The organism is Sphingobacteriaceae bacterium (assembly GCA_002319075.1).
In the GTDB taxonomy this organism is placed as follows: domain Bacteria; phylum Bacteroidota; class Bacteroidia; order B-17B0; family Aurantibacillaceae; genus Aurantibacillus.
This window is the reverse complement of sequence record NVQB01000001.1, coordinates 3,514,298-3,533,550: the sequence shown is the minus strand read 5'-3', so window position 1 is coordinate 3,533,550 and position 19,253 is coordinate 3,514,298. Positions and strand designations below refer to the sequence as shown.

Genomic DNA, 19,253 nt, shown 5'->3' with positions numbered 1-19,253 from the left:
AAAGGCTGCCGGATGGCAGTCTTTTTCATTTGATCCAACTAAAATAGTTGGTAATTTTTTCCATTTCGCTAGGCTTATCTTTATGAAGGCGAAAGCTGGAGGTTGAAGAATGGATAAGGATAGCAGGAAAAAAGAATGAACTGAAAAACAAAAGAAGAGCCTCTCAAAAGGTTTTAAAAGTCATACTGAGAAGAAACCGAACTTTCCACCTTGTCCCTCAGCATCTCTTGGCTAACTGGTTAAGAGTCTCTCTTTTTTATATTTCTACTCACCATCCAGTAATTTAATGTCGCTGATGGCGTTACCTGCAATGCCTTTGATAGAACCATAAAAAAGACTTGTATTGAGAAGCACCTTATCCAGTTGTTTTTCGCGTTCCTTCCACATTTTTTCCATCTGAATTTTTTCACGGGTAATACTGTCTCGCAATGCCACAAAACCCTCGGTAATGGCTAAAACATTCTGGTTGAATTCGTTGCCGGTAAGGTAATTGTAAAGTAGTTGCATTTTATCCCCTTTGTTTTCCTGGCTTACCATTGCTCCATACACTTTAATAAGACTGTCTCTCAGTAAAAAAGACAAAGGTTTTACGTCCGCAAAGCGACAAATCCACACGCCGTCGCGAAAGCCGAATGCCTCCATATCTTTTGGAAGTGTTTCTGTTACAATCACTGCAATGTCGGCCTGTTGAGCGCGCATGTCTTTTTTCAGTTTCTCAATCCACTCGTTTGTAAAGGCTTTGGTGCGTTTGCTCTCGTAAATTATTTTCCCGCATAACTGACCAATCGTATTGTGTACGTGCTGCATGCAATCTGCCCCTCTAACCCCCTTAGCTACTTCCTCAATGCTGTCAAAAGGGTAACTACTTCGCAACAATTCTTCTAATGCGAGCTCTAAAACTTCACCCTGTAATTGCATACTGCCCTGCTCTGCCTTTCGACGCATGGTTTCTGCCAGATCCACCTGGTCGGCCAATTTTTTTTCCAACTCTTTAATTTTAAGGTCAGAACGTTCACTTTCCATTTTTTTAACGCGGTCTTCTATCTCTTTCTGTCGCTCTAACATTTGTTTTTCCATGTCCAGCTTCATACTTTCTTCCCTTTCTTTGATTTGCTTTTCTTTTTGCATTAGCTCGAGTTCCTTTTTCTCGCTGGCTTTAAGCTTTTGCGATTTCTCCGTTAATTCTTTGTTAAGCATTTCCATTTGCAGCTGCATTTCACCGGCTGCTTTCTTGATGGCTTCTTCCTGAAGTTGGCTTTTTGCCAGACGCAATTTGTCCTGCAATATTCTGTCCTGATTTTCGCCCTGTAACTTTAACTGTTCGGTTTCCCTGGCCAGTTGGGCTTTTTCAGCCTCTATTTTTTGTTTGTCTTCATTGTACCGTTTTAAATATTTTCCGCGGATATCGTCTTCAATCTTTTGTGACAGTGCGTTTTCTATAGCGAATTCGTGTTTGCAATTAGGACACTGAATTGTTGAATTATTACTCATAACAAATTATGTTTTGCGTAAATTTATGACTTAAAGTAAGTTATTTTGAAATGTTTTTTAACCTTTTGTTATGGAGCCAATTAACCAACATAGGCACAGAGTTTTTAAGAATCACCGGTATGGCATAGGACCTACTAAATGATTAAAGGGGCGCATAGGAAATTTTAGAATTGAGAGAGGTAGTTTTACTTTGAAATGTTTTTAACTTTTATACGTTGTTTAATTAAACCACATAGACACATAGTTTTTATGCGAAGATTGGAGAGGAAATTCCTAAATGCATAAAGTTGCACATAGGAATTGCGCATGCGCAATTTTAGAACTTCTGGCAATTAACTACCGGGTTTGGTACCAGAATTTATAAAATGAAAAAGTTGACAAAGAAAAGGCTGGATGTGATTGGTGCTGCAATAGAAGTCCACAAAATAATGGGAAGGGGTTTATTGGAAAGTGTTTACCATCAGTGTATGATTGAGGAATTAACTCTAAGAAAGATAAAATTTGTCTCGGAACTCAAAATTCCTGCTTTATACAAGACAAAGGATTTAAATCTGAATTTCCGCCGCGATTTATTTGTAGGAGATTGCCCGGTTGTGGAATTAAAAGCCACTAATGATCATAATCCTATATTTGAAGCGAAGCTTGTAAACTACATGAAGTTGCTTCAGGCACCGAAAGGCCTGATCCTTAATTTTAATTACAATACTATTTTTAAAGACGGGCAAAAAACTTATGTTAACGAATATTTTAAACTTTTACCCGAGATTTAATTTATGCAAAACAACAGGAGTATGAAATTTTGGGCGATGCCCGTTGAAGCTAAGCTTCAACCCGATGTGCCCCTTTCGGCGGTTAGTTTTATCTATCCGCCCTTTGTACCTATGTGGTTAACTCCGTGTAGGATCTCCAACGAAGAAATTCTTTTCACTTCAAATTATCGATAACTCATGAAAGAACTCATTTTTGTACGACACGCCAAGAGCGACTGGGGAACGGAATTTCTGAAAGACATTGATCGTCATTTGAACGAACGAGGCTACAGAGACGCTTATTTTTTAAGTGAATGGTTTGAGAAAAACAAAAAGAAACCAGACCTCATCCTTTCGAGTTCTGCGACCAGAGCATTAAGCACCGCCTTTATCTTTGCACGTTCTTTAGAACAAAACAAGGATAAAATCAAGGTGGAAGAAAAAATTTATGAAGCTTCGCTGGAAACTTTACTCTCTGTTCTTAAGAAGATGGATGCTAGTTATAACAGTGTTATGCTATTCGGACACAATCCTTCGTTAACTACCATTTGTAACTATTTATGCGACGATCTTTTTTTTGATGACATTCCCACTTGTGGCATTGTTTCCTATAATTTTGACATTAAAAAATGGTCGGAGCTGGATGAAAAACAAGGAAAATTAAACTATTACCAATTTCCAAAAGAATTTAAAAATAAAGGCTGAGCTTTTATACGCACAAAAAACAAAGATTATGAAAAGCAAAGAATTCCCCTACATAAACCGTGAGATAAGCTGGTTATCCTTTAACGAACGCGTTTTGCAGGAAGCTTCCGACAAAACAACTCCGCTTATTGAGCGGCTTAAATTTTTAGGAATTTTCAGTAACAACCGCGATGAATTTTACCGTGTGCGCGTTGCAACGGTAAAACGCCTTGCCAAGCTCGGCAAAAAAGCAGTGAATGTTTATGGAGAAGATCCAAAAGAATTATTAACGCGCCTGCAAAGGAAAGTAATTGAGCAACAAAATCATTTTGAAACTATATACCAGGAAATTTTAGTGGAACTTTCTGCTAAAAATGTTTTTATCATCAACGAAAAACAACTTACCAATACACAAAAGATCTTTGTTTCTGAATACTTCAACACCGAGCTGGCATCCAACCTGTTCCCGGTGATGATAGATGAGAACAAACCTTTTCCTTATATGAAGGATAAGGCCAGCTACATGTATCTGAAATTAGAATCCATTGTTCCAAACAAAAAAAACAAATACGCTTTAATTGAAATTCCCTCGCAAAACATTTCGCGTTTTGTGATTTTACCTCAACATGGTAAAAAACATTACATCATGCTGGTAGACGATGTTATCCGTTACAATACCGACCAGATTTTTGAAGTATTCGGATTTCGCACAGCTGAGGCCTACAATATTAAATTGACCCGTGATGCTGAACTCGAGCTGGATAACGATGTGAGCAAAAGTATGATCGAAAAAATCTCGAAAAGTGTAAAGGCCCGTAAGCAGGGTCAGCCCGTGAGATTTGTGTACGATGCAGCTATGCCTGACGACATGTTAAAGTACATTATGAAAAAACTTGGCATGGCTAAGAAAGACAATGCGATTCCAGGTGGACGTTATCATAACTTTAAAAACTTTATCACTTTTCCTGATCTTGGCGAAAAAGAACTTATTTATAATCATCCTCCTGCTTTATTGCATAAAGATCTGGAGACAAATCCGTTTACCACTTTAAAAGCGATAAAACAAAAAGATATTTTATTGCACTATCCTTACCATACTTATAAGCACATCATCGATCTTTTAAGAGAAGCTTCTATTGATCCGAGTGTTGAAAGTATTAAAATTACTTTGTACCGTGTGGCCGATTCCTCCAAAATTGCGAATGCCTTGATTAATGCGATTAAGAACGGAAAAAAGGTAACCGTACTTGTAGAATTGCAGGCGCGTTTTGATGAAGAAAATAATATTTACTGGGCAAATAAGATGCAGGAAGAAGGAGCGCGTGTTATTTATGGTGTACCGGGATTAAAAGTGCACAGCAAACTGTTTGTTGTTACCGCTCGCGAAAACGGCAAGGAAGTGCATTACGCGCATATCGGTACGGGTAACTTTAATGAAAAAACCTCTCGTATATACACCGACTTCTCTTTACTCACGGCCAACAAAGAAATTGCAGGAGAGCTCATTAAGATGTTTGATTTTTACGAGAACAACTTCAAGGTACAATCTTTCAAACACCTTTTGGTTGCGCCATTCTTTATGCGTAAAGAATTTGTTCAATTGATCAACAACGAAATCAGAAATGCAAAAAGCAAAAAACCGGCGGAGATCACATTGAAAATGAATAGCCTGGTTGATAAAGAAATGATCGCCAAACTTTATGAAGCAAGTATGGCAGGAGTGAAAGTGACACTGATTATACGCGGCGCATGTTCTTTGGTGACAGAAATGGAAGGCTGGAGCGATAATATACACGCTTATAGCATTGTAGATAAATATCTGGAACACACCCGCGTTTTTATTTTTCACAATAAAGGTGACGAAAAAATATTTATTTCGTCGGCCGACTGGATGAGCCGTAATTTGGATAACCGTAGCGAAGTAGCAGTGCCTATTTATAGCCCGGAAATCCGTAAACAAATAAAAGACATTATCAACATTCAGCTATCCGGAAATACCAAAGTCCGTATCTTAGACCGTCGCCAGGAAAACCATTATAAAAAAGCAAAACCAGGCGAAAAGAAAGTGCGCGTGCAGGATGAAATTTACAGGTATTTAAAAAACGATAAGCAACAACCAACACAAATCATTAAATCCAGAACTTTAACACACAGCTAATGGTTTTTGCAGCAATAGATATTGGAAGTAACGCTATGCGCTTACTTTTTTGCAGAGTTTACACGGTTGATGGGAAACCTCATTTCAGTAAAGAAGAGCTGATCCGTATGCCGATCCGTTTAGGAGAAGATGTTTTTTTACAAGGGAAGATAAGCCCGGCAAAAGCAGACAGGCTCATCACCGCATTAAGAGGATTTTCGGAACTTATAAAAGCTTATGGCGTTCAAAACTTCCGGGCCGTTGCCACCAGCGCCATGCGCGATGCCAGTAATGGGATGGAAATTATTGAAAGAATTAAAACCGAAGCTGGAATTACCGTGGAAATTATTGACGGTAAAAACGAAGCGGCACTTGTTTTCTCTAATCACATTGAAGAACTACTAAATCCAAAACACGCTTATTTATATATTGATGTGGGCGGTGGAAGCACCGAACTGACTTTGTACTACGACAATAAAGTTATTGCCGCAAAATCTTTCAATATCGGAACCGTACGGATGCTTCTTGACAAAGTAAATAAAGAAGAATGGGAAGAAATGAAAGCCTGGCTCAAACGTAATACTATTGGTATTCATCCTCTATCGGCCATTGGGTCGGGAGGAAACATCAATAAAATTTTTAAGATGAGTGGAAAAAAAGAAACCAAACATCTGAGTTACGAGCGACTCAAAAATATTTACGACATGCTTTGTTCTTATACCTACCAGGAACGTGTAGAAAGACTGGATTTAAAACCTGACCGTGCCGATGTAATTATTCCTGCCGCCAGGATTTTTTTAACCGTCATGAAAAATGCCGATATTGAAAAAGTATTTGTACCACAAGTTGGGCTTTCTGACGGCCTTGTGCATCAGCTTTACGAAGACCATCTTAAAAAAAATCCGAAACAGTCAGAAACTAAATAAATTTAAGAACCGACATTGACCTCATTAACCATCATAAACTTTATCACTTTTGGACTGAACGATGCCATTGATATACTCCTGGTAGCGGTTATCCTTTACCTGGCTTATAACCTGGTAAAGGGCACTTCAGCCATAAATATTTTCGTTGGTCTTGCACTGATTTATTTTGTGTACATCGTCATTAAAGCTTTCGACCTGCAATTACTTTCATCCATTCTTGGAAAATTTGTAAACGTAGGGGTCATCGCCATCATGATCGTATTCCAGCAGGAGATCCGCAAGTTTCTTCTCTACATAGGATCAAACGAATTTTTACGTAACAGAAACTGGAGAGGGATTTTTAAATTCGGCTCTTCTGTAACCGAGACAAATATTATCCTGGACATGGACGCTCTTGCTGAGGCCTGTTTTAATATGAGCTTTACCAAAACGGGCGCTTTGATTATTATTGCCCGCAAATCGGACCTCAAATTTTTTATAGCCACAGGAGAAGTTGTTGATTCGGGAATGAGCAGCCGGATGCTTGAAAACATTTTCTTTAAAAATTCGCCGCTTCACGACGGAGCTGTAATTATTGTGGATAACCGCATTGTTGCCGCAAGATGCGTATTACCCGTAACTGAGAAAGAAAATTTTCCAGCACATTTCGGCATGCGCCACCGCGCTGCCGTAGGAGTTACCGAAAATACAGATGCCATGGCTATAGCTGTAAGTGAGCAAACCGGAGCTGTTTCTTTAACATTACATGGGGAAATAAAACCCGATCTTTCCCGCGAAAAACTCCTGTACCTGTTGGAAAAAAACACCAAGCATCTTATTTAATTTTATTCCGAATCGGTATAATTTCCGTAAATTCAATCCCAATAAAAAAACTTTAGACATGACGATTTCAGATGACAAAGCAGTTTCGGTTAACTACTATTTAACTGCAAGTAAAAATAATGAGCCTGAACAATTAATTGAAGAGACTAGCACTGAACATCCGTTTGTGTTTTTATTCGGTTATGGCAGCGTTCTTCCGGACTTTGAAACAAGCTTAAACGGAAAACAAAAAGGCGATAAATTCGACTTTAAGATCAGCGCAAAAAACGGATACGGTAACTACGAAAAAGATTACGTTGTAAAAATCGATAAAGCAGCTTTTGACGTGGATGGCAAATTTGACGATGTACGTGTGAAAGTTGGACAAGACCTGGAAATGAGCGACGCAGAAGGAAATCCTTTAATGGGACGCGTGCTTACAATTTCTGATACAGATGTAGAAATGGATTTTAATCATCCTCTGGCTGGTCACGATTTGCATTTTATCGGTGAAGTACTGGATGTGCGCGAAGCTACATCTGAAGAATTAGAACACGGTCATGTACACGGACCAGGTGGGCATCACCATCACTAAACCCCCTTTACCTTGAAGCTTAATTTTCAAGGTTAGATTTATATGACACAAAAAACCCCAGATGGCAATAGAATAGACGTTTTAGACAGCTTCCGTTTTATTGCCATTTTTAGTGTTGTACTTTACCACTATTACACACGTTGGGGTACAAATCATTATGTAAGAAATTTATATCCCTACGAAGGAACAGAAGACTTTTTTTCTTATGGATATTTAGGCGTAGAGTTTTTCTTTATTATATCGGGCTTTGTAATAGCCTATACGCTCAAGAATACAACAAGTTTTTTTGACTTCTGGAAAAAAAGATTCATCCGGCTCTTTCCCGCGATGTTATTTTGCTCTTTTGTTACCTACTTTCTTTTTTTAATCTTTGACACGGAACCTATTTTACCAAACAGTCATGAGCTTAAAAATGTAGGTTACAGTCTTACTTTCCTTAACCCCTTGGTACTCGACCGCATCCTTAAATTTGCAAACATCGAAGGAAATTATGTAAACGGAAGTTATTGGTCGTTGTGGCCGGAGATTCAATTTTATGTACTCGCTAGTGCCATTTACTTTACAAACAAAACTAAATTCTTTAACAGGTTTACCTGGATTTGTATTATCATTTATTTGCTTAACAGGTTGATGCTGGATGTAAAAGGACAGAATTTTTTTAACCTTCCGCATAACATCTACCTTGAAAAAAGTTATGATTACTGGATTACACACTTATTTTATTTCCCAACAACCTTATTATGGTTTTTAGCGGGCGTGCTTTTTTACCAGATCTTTTCCAGAACCCACACCTGGCTAACCATGCTTGCACTTTGCTTTACAGTGAGTTTTCTAATTGTAGATGCCTGGTATTCTCTTAGGATGCAAATGCTTATTGTACTTATGATGGCAAGCTTTCTTACATTTATTTATTATCCCGAAAAACTTAGATTTCTTAAATCTAAGGTGCTTACTTCCATTGGCGTTGCCTCCTATTCCCTCTATCTCATTCACGAAAACCTCGGAGTGCTTTTTATCCATAAATTCGGTTCTTTCTTTGGAACGTTAAGCCCACTCTTTCCTGTGGTGATCATAATCTTATTTGTAAGTTTTTCTTTATGGATCTATAACTACATAGAGAAGCCACTTGGTAAATGGTTAAGAAAACAACTTATAAAATAAATCACGGCACTTTAAGACAAGCATAAAATGATGTTAGTCACCTACACGCCTACCCTGCAGACATTACCGTCTTTAAAAATAAAATTTTAATGAATAAGCCTGTAAAATTAAAGGGCTTTGTTATCCGGTTCTTAGAACCGGCGCACAGTTAATCACTCTCCTTAATCAGGGTATAAAAATCACTTGGTCTTTCCTATCATCCCGAAATCGTATTTCAGGCGTACAATGCGTATGCTCTTGTTATTGGGATCGCGAATCACAATGGAGTTTAAAAGACTATCACCTTTGTTGGTGACGTAACTTATTTCTTTTTGCAGAACGTCGTTTTTAAATTGTTTCTCAGTATAAAGTTCGTCCATGTCGTCGTACTCGTAAGTGTTTTTTACCAGGACTTTATTTCCCGCATTGCCTTCAAACTGTGCTGACACTAAATGTTTTCCTTTGTACTCATATTTGCTCTCCTGCATGATCCAGGAAGCTGCAGTATAATTTTCGTTCTCCGTTTTTTTCCTGCCCAGACTATCAAAGTTGGTAATGCGTTCTTTGTAGGGACGGTTCTCATTGTTTAAAAAAGTACATTTTAATTGTCCCGAGCTGAATTTTTTATACTGAAAACTATCTTCGCTTAATAACACTTGGTTCCCTAAAATAAAAAGAGAACGGTCGGTACTATTATTTGTTTCTTTAAAACGTGACTCTTTGGTGAGGTTACCAAGACTGTCATAGCGGTAATAGCGGCCTTCGTAATAATTTATACCATCGTGGTAACGTTTCAGAATCAGGTTATTTCCCGAATAAAAATAGGTAGTGCTAACGGTGTCGTAGAGGTAATCGTTTATGCTGTGAGAAACCGATTGTCCCTTACGGTTAACCCGCGTGATCTGTTTTTCGTTTGTTTTAACGATGATGGTAAAGTAAAAACGAGAAAGACGTCCCTCGGCATTAAATTCATAAGTTTCGATAAGGCTTTTATCTACAGCCACTTCAAAATCTTTTTTATCAATGATCTCAAACGTAATTTTTTTTATACCCTTCTGCTTTATCACTTCAGGATTAAAATTATGCTGGAGTTCAAAAGCCGTTTCTGGCGTAGGAATCAGGACTTGCGCAACAGAGGACAGCGCAGAGATAAAAAGGACTATGAAAAAATGTTTACCCAAGTAGTTTTACTGTTTCTTCCACCGAGCTAACCGGCAATTGGCAGGTTTTGTTTTCGCAGACATAAAATAAAGTCTTACCACTTACAAACCTGTCCTTTATCAAGGGCAGCTCAGATGCATCAGCATGTACAGCGAAAATCGCATTTGTAATGCCTTGTTTGTATAGCTCCTGCAACTTTTCATCAACATTGTTACCAACAATTGCAACTTCCTTAAAGGGATATGTTAAATGTAAAGCGAGATTTCCCCAATGGCTGTATCCAGCACCATATTTCTTTATTTCATCTGCGAAATTAGAAAGCATGGCTTCAGAACGTTCTACCCAACCGATAGTGATAGGATCGTTGCCATTAAAATAGGTTCCTAACTGGAACAGATTTAAAGCCATTTGTGAATTAGAAGCTGGAATCACATTGTCGCTGGTTTCCGTTGTTTTGGTTATCAAATCGCTGGAAGAATTATCTGTATAAAATAACAGGTCGCTGTCAGGATTTTTAAAATGTTTCAGAGTTAATTCCGTCATGGTTTTCGCTTTCTGCAAATAACTTTCGTCCTGGCTAATTAAATAACAATGAATCAAGGCTTCAATGGTAAAGGCGTAATCTTCCAAAAATCCGTCAATCTTCGCAGTACCCTTTTTATAGGTTCTAAATAACGTTCCATCTGGTTTGGAAAGCGTTTTCAAAATAAAATTCAGCGAATGCAGCGCAATCTCCTTGTATTTTTTATTCCCAAAAGCAAGATAAGCTTTCGCAAAAGCCGTGCACATCATAGCATTCCACGATGTAATGGATTTGTCGTCGAGTCCGGGTTTAATGCGTGACTTAGCCTCCTGTTTTAAAATTTCTTTGCAGGCATTTATTTTTTCGACGACTTGTTCTTTCGTCAGATTAAATTTCACCAGAATCTGCGCCAGGTTTTCAGAACGCATAAGAATATAATTTCCATGTTCCCAATAGCCTTTGTCGTTGATCTCAAAATAATTTGAGAAGAGCGGATAATTTTCACCAAGCAGATCTTTCAGATCCAATTCATTCCAGACGTAATATTTCCCTTCTTCCCCGTCGCTGTCGGCATCGTAAGCCGAATAAAAAGCACCTTCTTCTGTCAACCATTCCTTCTCTACAAATTCAAGTGTCCCGATAGCGGTCTCTTTATATAAGTCGTTTTTAGTATGTGTATAAGCTTCGCAGTACAAAGACGCAAGCTGCGAATTATCGTATAGCATTTTTTCAAAGTGCGGTACTTTCCAGAGCATATCGGTGCTATATCGCGAAAACCCTCCGTGTAACTGGTCATAAATTCCACCGAAAGCCATTTTACGCAAAGTCAGTTCCACATGTTCCTGTAGAGCTTTATCTTTTTCGAGAATCGCATACCTCAGCAAAAACAGATAGTTTGAAGGCAAAGGAAATTTCGGAGCGCGGTTAGGCCCGCCTTCTTCATTATCCATCCGCTCTTTCCACTTTGCCACACTTTCTTTAAGGATTTCTTTGGTAAAAACTTCCTTCTTTTTGTTAGTCGTCGTTAAAAGTTCTGACTGACGAATACCGTTAGTAAGTTCCGTTGCATACTCCTGTACTTTTTTCGGATCGCTGGAATGAATATCCGCCAGGTTTCTTAAAATATTCAGCCATTGGTTTTTATTAAAATACGTTCCCCCGTAAAAGGGGCGTCCGTCGGGAAGTACAAAACAATTTAACGGCCAGCCACCCTGCCCCGTCATCAGTTGCACCGCCTGCATGTAGAGCATATCCACATCACTGCGTTCTTCGCGGTCTACTTTAATATTAACAAAATGTTTATTCATTAACTCAGCCACCTCCGCATCTTCAAAACTCTCGTGTTCCATAACGTGACACCAGTGGCAGGCGCTGTAGCCTATGCTAACCAATACAGGTTTATTTTCTTTTTTAGCTTTTTCAAAAGCCTCATCTGTAAAAGGCAACCAGTTTACAGGATTGTAAGCATGTTGCAACAAATAGGGACTCGTTTCGTGAATAAGGCTGTTAGGCGTTTTATTTTGGCTGGACGACATGTAATTTTTATAAATGGTAATAATCCTGTTCTAAGCCCCTAAAATTACGCATGGTTTTAATCAATTACTTTTATTAATAGTTAAATTTGGAGAAAAATCGAAGCAACTTTGCAGCAGATGACGCAAATTTCACGGATTGTTGTCACAGGAAGAAACCGCCGGAAGTAGCAAAATGCGAAATTTTTAGAGTAAAATACATGGAATTATGAAGAGAATTTATTGGATTATTATCATAGGAGTTGTTGCGATTGCTTCGATCGTGCTTGTTAAAGTAGCGAAGGGCAATAAACCTGCAGAAGTTTATACCGAAGATGCGGCCGTTCGTAGTATTGTAGAAGTGGTGTCTGCTACCGGAAAAATTCAACCGGAAACGGAATTAAAGATCAGTAGTGATGTGAGTGGTGAAATTACGGAGATGATGGTAAAAGAAGGCGATCAGGTTAAAAAAGGAGCTTTACTTTGCCGCATCCGTCCCGATTTATACGTGAGCGCGTTCGATCGCGTGAATGCTTCTGTAAATACAACCAAAGCAAATTTACAAAGTGCAAAAGCGCAGTTGGTACAAGCCAAAGCTAGCCTGGCCAACAGCGAAGCTACTTATAACCGCAATAAAAAATTACTTGAACAAAACGTTATTTCACAACAAGAGTTTGATGCTTTAAAAGCTCAGTTCGAAGGCGCCAAAGCAAACGTTGCATCTTTGGAAGCCAATGTAAACGCCGGGCAATTTAATATTCAAAGCAGTGAAGCTTCTTTAAAGGAGGCCAATACCAATTTGGAGAAAACCTATATTTATTCGCCTGTAGATGCTACTGTTTCTAAACTAAGTGTGGAAAAAGGAGAACGTGTGGTGGGAGTTAGCGGTATGACCGGAACAGAAATTATGCGTCTGGCCAACCTCAACGAAATGGAAGTAAGTGTAGAAGTGAATGAGAATGATATTATTAAAGTGCACAAAAACGATACGGCCATTATTGAAGTGGATGCTTACATGGATAAAAAATTCAAAGGCATAGTCACAGAGATTGCAAACTCTTCGAATGCTACGGGTATATCGGTGGACCAGGTAACCAATTTCGTGGTTAAAATCCGTATGCTGAGAGAATCGTATGGGTATTTAGTGAATGATAAAAACCTTATTCCTTTTCGTCCGGGAATGAGTGCCAGTGTTGATATTCAAACGAGGCGCGTATCTAAAGTGATCACCATTCCAATTCAGGCAGTAACTACCAGGAATAAAGACTCAGTAGATACAAAAAAACCTGATGAGGATGACAGGCAGATTACGGTAACAAATGAGAATGAAGATAAAGAGCTAAAGAAATCAGAAGAGAAAATAAAAGAATATGTTTTTATTCTCGAAAAAGAAACCATCAAGCAGGTAGAAGTTAAAACAGGTATCCAGGATAACGATTATATTGAAATTAGTTCAGGTATAAAAAAAGGGGATGTAATTGTTTGTGGTCCATACAGCGCCGTTTCTAAAACTTTAAAAGACAAGAGCAAAGTAAAAGTGGTTAAAAAAGAAGACTTGTATAAAGCAGATACGAAGTAAGAATCGTAATTTTGTTTTCTTGATCTACCTTTTAAATATTGAAACAGCTACTACTGTTTGCTCCGTGTCTATCTCGAACAACGGCGAGCTTATTTTTTCACGTGAGTTAAACGAAGGTTTTACACATGCCGAAAATCTGCATCTTTTTATAGAACAAGGCTTAAAAGAAAGTGGCATCAAAGCAAAGGATCTGTCAGCCATTGCGGTGAGCAAAGGTCCGGGCTCGTATACCGGTTTGCGCATTGGAGTTAGTACCGCTAAGGGACTCGCCTATGCCCTGAACATTCCGCTTATCAGCATCGACACCTTGCAACTTATGGCATTCGCTGCCTTTGAGCAGGTACAAGAAGAAGCCTTTTATTGCCCGATGATTGATGCACGAAGGATGGAGATTTACACAGCGGTTTACGACTGGAAGCTGAATTCTCAAAGTGCCGTTGAAGCCCTTATTGTTGACGAAAACAGCAGCACAAAATTCAATGCCTATTCTAAGATCTATTATTTAGGTGATGGCATGCCGAAATGTAAAAGTCTTTTAGAAACCAGGTCAAATGCGGCATTTATCGAAAACATTTACCCTTCCGCAAAAAACATGGTAAAACTCACATTTAACAAATTTCAGGCAAAAACCTTTGAAAACCTTGCCTACTTTGAGCCCTTTTACCTAAAGGACTTTATGATTTTGAAGAAAAAAGACAAGATTTAACATTCGCAGAGCGAAACCCCCAAACCTTCCACAAGTTTAAACCCGCTTTTCACAAAGCAGATCGTGCCATCCGCAAAGTAGAGCAAAATACCTCGCCGTATAGTCGTTTCTTTGTAACACAGTTGTATAACTAACGACATTGTTTTGTAGATTTTTTACCCAAAAAGACGAGCAAAACCCAAATAAGGAAGAAAACTGCGCGGGAGAGATTTCGCGCTTTTTTTTTTATCTCACAGGAGGCCAAAAATTAATCTGCACTAATCACTATCATCTCATTCAACTATTCTGTTTTAAAAATCAAAATCATCCCCTTTAAGGGGTATGCATTTTAATAAAACTTCTAAAAAAATTATCTCTAAACGTCTTTAAAATCGGGGGATCCGGCATTTTATAGTTTCATAAAAACACTCCACAAACTAAAAACTGCTTTTTATCAATTTAAAAGCACCAACTACCAATTAGCGAAAAATAGTTTAGTGAAATACCTTTACTTTGTATCATCATTATTATTAGTTATTAGTTATTAAGTAGACTGAAGATTTTTTACCCAAAAAAAAGAGGAAGGCGCGGAAATTTTTTCGCGCTTTCTGCATTTTAGAATTATGCCCGAAATGACGCAATACAGCTATGAAAGCTCAGTGCCTGTGCTTGGTTGCCGAGTAAAGTGTGATTTTATAAGCCGACTGTCACTTTGAGCAGGATTAACAGTGTGTGGATGTTAAGGCCAGTGCGCTTAGCAGGGAAGCTAATCATTGGGCTCAACGTGAATAAGTACGTCGGCCAACTGGATAATTTCTTGTTGAAGATAATCTTTTAAATTATGTGCAATTACATGACCCTCGCGCACTGTAATTCCGGCATCGACAATAATGTGTAAGTCTACATGGTATTTCATCCCTGTTTTACGCGCCAGGCATTTTTCTGTATCGATTACCCCTGCTACTTGTATTGAGAGATTCCGGATACGGATAATAAGATCGTCGTTAAGTTGTTCATCCATGATCTCACCCAGGGCCGGTCGGAAAATCAGGTAACTGTTATATAAAATAATTCCGGAAGCAAAAAGTGCGGCCCAATCATCGGCCGATTCGTATCCTTTTCCTAAAATGAGCGCAATAGAAATTCCTATAAAAGCTGCAAGAGAAGTAATAGCGTCACTGCGGTGGTGCCAGGCGTCGGCTTTAATAGCCGAACTATGCGTTTGTTCGCCCCTGCGCTTTACAATACGGTAAAATGTTTCTTTAATGCCGATAATAACTCCTAAAACAATTAATGTAAAAGGTCGGGGCAGATCGTGTGGGGTTTGAATGTTTTCAACACTTTGCCAGGCAATGATAACTGCTGAGGCCACTAAAAAACCTACAACCAAAAAAGTAACCAAAGGTTCTGCTCTTCCATGCCCGTAAGGATGATTTTTATCTGCCGGCCTGCTTGCGTATTTTAATCCAAATAAAACCAGCAGTGAAGAAAAAATATCAGAAACCGATTCAATGGCGTCGGCTATCATCGCATAAGAATTTCCGAAGTACCCCGTAATACCTTTAATAATAGCCAATCCCAGGTTACCGAAGATACTCAGGTAAGTTGTTTTTATTGCTTTTTCTTCGAGTTCCACGCCGCTAAATTAATTTTTTTATGGTTAAAAGCTCCTGTTTATTTTTGCTATTAGTTTTGTATTTTAGAACGCGGCCAGGCCTCTTCTACTTTTATAGAGTTGCCAGGAAAAAATAGCAGACTAGTAATGACTGAACTTCAGCAATACATACATTCTTATTTTGCAATCCACGAAAAAGACCTTCAAACTTTGAGCCTACTTTTTAAAGAAGAGATTCTTAACAAGGGCGATTTTTATCTTAAGAGCGGAAGGCCTTGTGAGAAAATGAGTTTTATAAAGTCAGGCATACTTCGCGTGTATGTTAAAACTCCGGAAAAAGAAGTTACACAATGGGTTTCTGCTAAAGCTTCTTTTATAACAGACCTCTCCGGCCTCGTCTTTAACGCCCCCGCGCGCTGGAACATACAAGCGCTGAGCGACTGCGAACTTTACACCATAGATAAAAAAAATTATGATGAGATTGGCAATCTTATTCCACGCTGGCATGAGGTTGAAAAATTATTTATTGCCAAGTGCTTTTCTATGTTGGAAGACCGCATCTTTAGTCACCTTTCTATGAGCGCAGAAGAACGTTACCTGCTTTTCTACGAAAAAAATAAAGAACTTTTTAACCAGGTACCTTTGCAATACCTTGCTTCCATGTTGGGTATGACACCTGAAACTTTCAGTCGTCTTCGTAAAAAAACACTTCAGTAGATTTTCACTTGCACATTTGGCACGTTTATTTTCTTGATCCAGATCAAGAGCATGAATGCTTTTGCGACCGACCTTTGTGATGTAAAAAACAAACAACATGTCAAAAGAAATCAGAACAGAAATACAGATCTATGCATCTAAAGAGAAAATATGGAGCATCTTAATGGACTTTAAAAATTATTCCAGCTGGAATCCTTTTTTAACGGCGATTAGTGGGCAGGCCCTCGCTCATGAAAAACTACAAGTGCGTTTCCTTCCTCCAGGTAAAAAAGGAATGACCATGCGTCCCACTGTTTTAGAAGTCAGCCCACTTAAAGTGTTCCGCTGGAAAGGCCGGTTATTTCTACCAGGAATTTTTGACGGAGAGCATATTTTCGAATTAAAAGATCTGGCTGATGGAAGTACACTTTTTATTCAACGCGAAAAATTTAATGGTATACTTGTGCCACTTCTCACTAAAATGCTCGACGTAAATACAGTAAATGGCTTTAAGCTGATGAATGAAAAACTGAAAAACAGAGCAGAAACTTTGTAAGTATTTTATTGATTTATCATAAGGTTTCACCACCGGAGACTAGTTTCATTTATCCTACCAGATCAGCTTTTTTTATAGTAATTTTAAATCCTATATAAAAAGCCAGGTTATGCCAAATCCGAATCAAGACCGAAGAAAAATTACGATGAATGGCATATTAATTTCGCTGGGAATTATTTATGGCGCTATTGGCACTTCCCCACTCTATGTGATGAGCGCTATTTTCGGAGAAAGTGAAATTCGTGCTGACATTGTGAGAGGCTCCATCTCCGCTATCTTCTGGACTCTCACACTTCAGGCGACTGTAAAGTACATTATTCTTACGCTTCGGGCAGACAATAAAGGGGAAGGCGGGATTTTTTCATTATACGCTTTGTTAAGACGTACACGTTTCAAATGGTTGCTTATTCCCGCCATGATAGGTGGCAGCGCTTTGCTTGCCGATGGTGTTATTACTCCTTCCATTTCTATTTCTGCAGCCATTGAGGGTTTGCATTTTTACAATCCCCATCTTAAAACGGTTCCGTTTGTGCTCGGTATTTTATTTCTTTTATTTTTCCTCCAACAATTCGGCAGCGGGTTTATGTGGAAGCCTTTCGGACCTTTTATGAGTCTGTGGTTCCTTATGCTCGGCGCTATAGGCATCTACCAGTTAAAGAATGACTGGAGTGTCTTGTACTGCCTCAATCCCATGTATGCCTATAAACTTCTGGTGACACATCCTTATGGCTTTACCATTTTTGGCGCGATCTTTTTATGTACTACAGGTGCCGAAACTATTTATTCAGACATGGGTCATTCCAACAGAAAAAATATTCGTGTGAGCTGGATATTTGTAAAAGCAATGCTTCTGCTGAATTATTTTGGCCAGGCGGCCTGGCTCCTTGCACATGAAGGCATGACCTTACAATCTTTTAAAGGAGGAAATCCTTTTTACCTGAGCATGCCCGAATGGTTTATTCCTTTTGGAATCGGGATGGCCACCATAGCAACCGTTGTGGCTTCGCAGGCATTGATCAGCGGATCTTTTACCATTATAAATGAGATTATCCGTTTAAATCTCTGGCCAAAAGTCTTAGTAAAGCACCCTTCCCTTTTAAAAGGACAACTTTATATTCCTTCTGCCAATTGGTTTTTAATGTTGGGGTGTATTGGCGTTGTTTTATTTTTCAAGGAATCAAAAAATATGCAGCATGCCTACGGTCTGGCCATTGCGTTAACTATGTTGATGACCACAACCTTGTTGAATTTTTACCTGCACATGAAAAAATACAACCAGTATTTTATCTATTTCATCATTACTTTTTTTCTGATCATAGAGGTTTCTTTTTTTGCCGCAAACCTTAGTAAGTTTTTACACGGTGGGTGGATCACCGTTGTTCTTGCCTTAGTGCTTATTTTCGTAATGACCGTGTGGCATCTTGCAAAAAGAATCCGGAAACGCTATGTAGAAATGGTAAACCTGGCCGATCATCAGCAAAAAATCATCGACCTGAGTCACGACGAGTCTCTTACAAAATATGCCACGCATCTTATTTACATGACCAGCGCAAATAATCCTGAAGAGATAGAATCAAAAATAATTTATTCGATTTTGCAGAAGCGTCCGAAGCGCGCTGATATTTATTGGTTTTTGCATGTGGATGTGGCAGATGAGCCTTACCGCATGGAGTATAAAGTAAAACATGTGGCAACAGATGACATTATCCGGATCGACTTTCGATTAGGATTTCGCGTAGCTCCGAAAATAAATTTGCTATTCAGAAAAGTAGTGGAAGATCTGGTAAAAAATAAAGAAGTAGACATCACCAGTCGCTACGAATCACTGAATAAAAACAATGTGATTGGCGATTTCAAATTTGTGGTAGTCGAAAAATTCCTTTCCTACGACAACGATCTTCCTGCTTTCGAAAAACTTATACTCAATATTTATTTCATCATGAAGCATTTCAGTTTGAGTGAGGCTAAGGCATTTGGACTAGACAGCAGTTCGGTGAAAGTCGAGCAATTTCCCATGGTGATTAGCCAGCCTAAGGAGATGGCGATGCGACGGATCAATTAGGATCTGCTTGTTTGACGCTGATACCGATAGCTATCCGAACTTATTATAGGATGATCCCTTAAAAAATTGACACCAGGGGATTTACCTGCTGTAAATTTGAATTTCACCGGATTGGATGGTTGTAATCTGCTTTAAAATCTACCACGGTATTTTTTTCATTCCGTTTACTAAATTATCGGGGGCACTTATTTCCTGAATCGCTGTGATAGTGCGGATGCCATTATTTTAACTTTCTGTTTTACCGCATTAAAATAAGTTTTCACCTAATTTAAGACTATTAACACCGCAGCTGGTAGCGCTGGATGCAACCATTTCCAAAAAAAATAGTTTAATTTATAAGAC

The 19,253-nt window shown here is 38.7% G+C and carries 16 protein-coding genes; 12 read left to right on the top strand and 4 right to left on the bottom strand.

What is annotated here, in order from left to right:
• Positions 1-264: 264 nt before the first annotated feature.
• Positions 265-1,428 carry a hypothetical protein gene (locus CNR22_15320; GenBank protein ID PBQ34919.1) on the bottom strand — a complete coding sequence of 388 codons (1,164 nt, stop codon included), beginning with the start codon at positions 1,426-1,428 and terminating at the stop codon, positions 265-267.
• A gap of 428 nt (positions 1,429-1,856) precedes the next feature.
• Here CNR22_15320 and CNR22_15315 point away from each other — a divergent pair, with 428 nt between their 5' ends.
• The 7 genes from CNR22_15315 to CNR22_15285 all read left to right on the top strand — a co-directional run bounded on the left by CNR22_15315 (position 1,857) and on the right by CNR22_15285 (position 8,544).
• Positions 1,857-2,261: a GxxExxY protein gene (locus CNR22_15315; protein ID PBQ33090.1), complete on the top strand. Its 405-nt coding sequence runs from the start codon at positions 1,857-1,859 to the stop codon at positions 2,259-2,261.
• A gap of 177 nt (positions 2,262-2,438) precedes the next feature.
• Positions 2,439-2,945 (top strand): phosphohistidine phosphatase, encoded by a 507-nt coding sequence (locus CNR22_15310; protein PBQ33089.1) that lies wholly within the window; start codon positions 2,439-2,441, stop codon positions 2,943-2,945.
• Between the two features lie 28 nt (positions 2,946-2,973).
• Positions 2,974-5,082, top strand: coding sequence for a polyphosphate kinase 1 (gene ppk1, locus CNR22_15305; GenBank protein PBQ33088.1), 2,109 nt, complete (start codon positions 2,974-2,976; stop codon positions 5,080-5,082).
• Positions 5,082-5,987: an exopolyphosphatase gene (locus CNR22_15300; GenBank protein ID PBQ33087.1), complete on the top strand. Its 906-nt coding sequence runs from the start codon at positions 5,082-5,084 to the stop codon at positions 5,985-5,987. Before ppk1 ends, CNR22_15300 begins: the two co-directional genes overlap by 1 nt.
• A 15-nt stretch (positions 5,988-6,002) precedes the next feature.
• Positions 6,003-6,809 carry a TIGR00159 family protein gene (locus CNR22_15295; protein PBQ33086.1) on the top strand — a complete coding sequence of 269 codons (807 nt, stop codon included), beginning with the start codon at positions 6,003-6,005 and terminating at the stop codon, positions 6,807-6,809.
• Between the two features lie 58 nt (positions 6,810-6,867).
• On the top strand, positions 6,868-7,383 hold the full coding sequence (locus CNR22_15290; protein ID PBQ33085.1) for a peptidylprolyl isomerase: 516 nt from the start codon (positions 6,868-6,870) through the stop codon (positions 7,381-7,383).
• A 42-nt stretch (positions 7,384-7,425) separates the two neighbouring features.
• Positions 7,426-8,544 carry a hypothetical protein gene (locus tag CNR22_15285; protein ID PBQ33084.1) on the top strand — a complete coding sequence of 373 codons (1,119 nt, stop codon included), beginning with the start codon at positions 7,426-7,428 and terminating at the stop codon, positions 8,542-8,544.
• 179 nt (positions 8,545-8,723) lie between these two features.
• On the opposite strand, the gene CNR22_15280 is transcribed toward CNR22_15285, so the two are convergent.
• Both CNR22_15280 and CNR22_15275 read right to left on the bottom strand, forming a co-directional pair.
• Positions 8,724-9,704 carry a hypothetical protein gene (locus CNR22_15280; protein ID PBQ33083.1) on the bottom strand — a complete coding sequence of 327 codons (981 nt, stop codon included), beginning with the start codon at positions 9,702-9,704 and terminating at the stop codon, positions 8,724-8,726.
• Entirely contained in the window at positions 9,697-11,742 is a 2,046-nt protein-coding gene (locus CNR22_15275) for a thioredoxin domain-containing protein (GenBank protein PBQ33082.1), read from the bottom strand. The genes CNR22_15280 and CNR22_15275 overlap by 8 nt, the downstream gene beginning before the upstream one ends.
• Before the next feature lie 205 nt (positions 11,743-11,947).
• On the opposite strand from CNR22_15275, the gene CNR22_15270 reads away from it, so the two are divergent.
• Both CNR22_15270 and tsaB read left to right on the top strand, forming a co-directional pair.
• Complete coding sequence (locus tag CNR22_15270) at positions 11,948-13,297, top strand: efflux transporter periplasmic adaptor subunit (GenBank protein PBQ33081.1); 1,350 nt, start codon at positions 11,948-11,950, stop codon at positions 13,295-13,297.
• Between the two features lie 19 nt (positions 13,298-13,316).
• Positions 13,317-14,003, top strand: coding sequence for a tRNA (adenosine(37)-N6)-threonylcarbamoyltransferase complex dimerization subunit type 1 TsaB (gene tsaB / locus CNR22_15265; protein ID PBQ33080.1), 687 nt, complete (start codon positions 13,317-13,319; stop codon positions 14,001-14,003).
• A gap of 745 nt (positions 14,004-14,748) precedes the next feature.
• Here tsaB and CNR22_15260 read toward each other — a convergent pair.
• A complete protein-coding gene (locus tag CNR22_15260; GenBank protein PBQ33079.1) occupies positions 14,749-15,618 on the bottom strand; it encodes a cation-efflux pump in 870 nt (289 codons plus the stop codon).
• A 126-nt stretch (positions 15,619-15,744) separates the two neighbouring features.
• On the opposite strand from CNR22_15260, the gene CNR22_15255 reads away from it, so the two are divergent.
• From CNR22_15255 to CNR22_15245, 3 genes are all read left to right on the top strand, one after another.
• Complete coding sequence (locus tag CNR22_15255) at positions 15,745-16,314, top strand: cyclic nucleotide-binding protein (GenBank protein PBQ33078.1); 570 nt, start codon at positions 15,745-15,747, stop codon at positions 16,312-16,314.
• Between the two features lie 97 nt (positions 16,315-16,411).
• Positions 16,412-16,849 (top strand): polyketide cyclase, encoded by a 438-nt coding sequence (locus CNR22_15250; GenBank protein PBQ33077.1) that lies wholly within the window; start codon positions 16,412-16,414, stop codon positions 16,847-16,849.
• Positions 16,850-16,958: 109 nt separating this feature from the next.
• Entirely contained in the window at positions 16,959-18,911 is a 1,953-nt protein-coding gene (locus CNR22_15245; GenBank protein ID PBQ33076.1) for a potassium transporter Kup, read from the top strand.
• Positions 18,912-19,253 lie beyond the last annotated feature (342 nt).

Excerpts from the sequence above, each read along its gene's own strand:
- CNR22_15315 (PBQ33090.1), top strand. The coding sequence starts at position 1,857 with ATGAAAAAGTTGACAAAGAAAAGGCTGGATGTGATTGGTGCTGCAATA.
- CNR22_15310 (PBQ33089.1), top strand. The coding sequence starts at position 2,439 with ATGAAAGAACTCATTTTTGTACGACACGCCAAGAGCGACTGGGGAACG.
- ppk1 (PBQ33088.1), top strand. The coding sequence starts at position 2,974 with ATGAAAAGCAAAGAATTCCCCTACATAAACCGTGAGATAAGCTGGTTA.
- CNR22_15300 (PBQ33087.1), top strand. The coding sequence starts at position 5,082 with ATGGTTTTTGCAGCAATAGATATTGGAAGTAACGCTATGCGCTTACTT.
- CNR22_15290 (PBQ33085.1), top strand. The coding sequence starts at position 6,868 with ATGACGATTTCAGATGACAAAGCAGTTTCGGTTAACTACTATTTAACT.
- CNR22_15285 (PBQ33084.1), top strand. The coding sequence starts at position 7,426 with ATGACACAAAAAACCCCAGATGGCAATAGAATAGACGTTTTAGACAGC.
- CNR22_15275 (PBQ33082.1), bottom strand. The coding sequence starts at position 11,742 with ATGTCGTCCAGCCAAAATAAAACGCCTAACAGCCTTATTCACGAAACG.
- CNR22_15270 (PBQ33081.1), top strand. The coding sequence starts at position 11,948 with ATGAAGAGAATTTATTGGATTATTATCATAGGAGTTGTTGCGATTGCT.
- CNR22_15255 (PBQ33078.1), top strand. The coding sequence starts at position 15,745 with ATGACTGAACTTCAGCAATACATACATTCTTATTTTGCAATCCACGAA.
- CNR22_15250 (PBQ33077.1), top strand. The coding sequence starts at position 16,412 with ATGTCAAAAGAAATCAGAACAGAAATACAGATCTATGCATCTAAAGAG.
- CNR22_15245 (PBQ33076.1), top strand. The coding sequence starts at position 16,959 with ATGCCAAATCCGAATCAAGACCGAAGAAAAATTACGATGAATGGCATA.